The sequence below is a fragment of the Geobacillus sp. B4113_201601 genome (genome assembly GCF_001587475.1).
Classification (GTDB): Bacteria; Bacillota; Bacilli; order Bacillales; family Anoxybacillaceae; genus Geobacillus; species Geobacillus icigianus.
In genome coordinates this window covers 51407-53349 of record NZ_LQYX01000048.1, presented here as the reverse complement: position 1 = coordinate 53349, position 1943 = coordinate 51407, and the positions used below count along the sequence as shown (strand labels likewise).

The following is a 1943-nucleotide window of genomic DNA, read 5'->3' as shown; positions in this document are numbered from 1 at the left end:
CGGGCGTGCTGACGCCGGGGAGGTCCATTGCGAGAGAAGAAAGTTCCCGCGACAGCGTCGTCCGCGCCCGCTCGCACGCATCTTTGGCATCGGGAATGTGCTTCGCGACCGCTTCCAACTCATCCGGTTTCAACCGAATCATGTGATCACAACTCTTCTATACCTTCGATGAAGACGGGCGATTTCCCTGCTGATTTCATCGACCAATTCATCCGCCGTCGCCTCAATCCGCGTCTCGATTTGCTTTAAATCGGCATAGACCCACTCATACGCTTCCCGCGCCTCCCCTTGCCAGTACGGAAATAGATTCATCGTTGGCGCGATAAAAGCCGCAAATGCCACCTTGAAATTCTTCCATCGCTTTATGCACTTACCCTTGGTAAGATTGCAAAATGGCCATCGCTGCTTCGTAAGCCCTCCGCTTCATTTCCTTTTCAATCGACTCTACCATCGATGACACTTGGATTCCCTCCCCCGTTAAAACGGCGAAATAATGGCTAATATCAAGCTATATAAGTTGAAATTTTGTTTTACATCCAGCTGATCACTCGCCACTTTATATCATATCAGCTTGTATTTAGATGAAAACCGAAACGAAAAATCAGAAATTCTTTATTGCAACTTATATATTCCGACTGTTTCAAATAAAAACTTTACATCGTCCCTTCATTGAACCCTCCTATAACCTGGGTGACAAAGGATTCATCAGTAGCGAATGGCAAAAAAAGCTGTATGGAAATTACCAAATCGCTTTTTGGACTCCCTCTCGCAAAAATCAGAAACATCGTCCATCCGAAGCATGGGAGAAGTGGATCAAGCAAAAATGGAAATTCATAGAAACGGTGTTTTCCGTCCTCGTTGACCGGTATCGTATGACAGACATTCGTGCTCACTCGATTGCGGGGTTTGAAGTGGCACTCGATGTCATTTTGTTGGTGTATTCGCTTGTAATACTCGGGCTAGTTGAGCGCTAGGGTTCAACTAGCACCACGAGTTATTACCTATATTTTTTGAATTACGATTTCGCAAGATCCCTCTTCTAAAGAGTTCAATTCATCATAATGGATATGGGTACCTGTCGGTACTTCATTTTGTGCTAGTGTAAGTAAATGTTTAGCCATGGATATCAAACCATCTTTATTAGCTCGTATTATGATTGTGTTTCCATTTATTTCAGTCTCAATTATGAAATTATCCTCCCATACGAATTGGAAGCCTGAATCATTCCTATACTTTGGAATTTTAATCTGAATATCCATTTTACTCCTCCAAAATAAATATGAAGATTTTGGTCTACTTTCATTTTACCAGGCTTACTAGGGTTAGGAACTAGAGTTTCAAAATTCATGTGTGGTCCTCCCCCATGTTTACCCAGTATATCACCATCTCCCATTCTTACAACTCGTGTTCCGTCCGTGGATACGAAGCGTCCATTCCCCATATCCTTATACCCCGGTTCTAAAAACTTTTCTGCTGCTTCAAGAGCATCATTAATTTTCATCTTCATTCCATTTTTAAGACGAAGTTGATTAAGACTAACAGGTTTATACGTATCCTTAATAACAGTTTCACCTGTACCTTTCCCAACCACCTCTCCTTCAGCTTTCTTTATCATATGAAAAGTGGCATCTTTAACTTCATTCCTCGCCTCACTCATCCACCCTCGAGGCGCCGGACCCATTCCCGCATACGCCGGCTGCCATGAAACGGAGGCGACGTTTCCTACTAATTCGTCCCATTGCTTCTTGAACAATCGGGCTGTTTCGGCAAGAGGGGAGCGGACGGTTTGGCGAAAGGCGATGTCGCCGATCGCTTTCATTTTATCATCGCGCACGACATGTTTCACTTTCGCAAGGGCGGAGGCGGCATCGATCGCCTTGGCTCCTTTGATCGCCGCTTTTCCGGCAACGCCGGCTCCTTTAGCCGGGGGTACAATCGATAAT

At 44.7% G+C, this 1943-nt stretch carries 1 protein-coding gene and 2 pseudogenes; 1 reads left to right on the top strand and 2 read right to left on the bottom strand.

Annotated elements, in window-relative coordinates:
• Positions 1 to 138: 138 nt before the first annotated feature.
• Positions 139 to 342, bottom strand: coding sequence for a hypothetical protein (locus B4113_RS21155; protein ID WP_369802236.1), 204 nt, complete (start codon positions 340 to 342; stop codon positions 139 to 141).
• Between the two features lie 338 nt (positions 343 to 680).
• On the opposite strand from B4113_RS21155, the pseudogene B4113_RS07780 reads away from it, so the two are divergent.
• A pseudogene (locus tag B4113_RS07780) lies at positions 681 to 974 on the top strand (transposase); the annotation flags it as partial.
• A 209-nt stretch (positions 975 to 1183) separates the two neighbouring features.
• Here B4113_RS07780 and B4113_RS20445 read toward each other — a convergent pair.
• A pseudogene (locus B4113_RS20445) lies at positions 1184 to 1943 on the bottom strand (hypothetical protein); the annotation flags it as partial.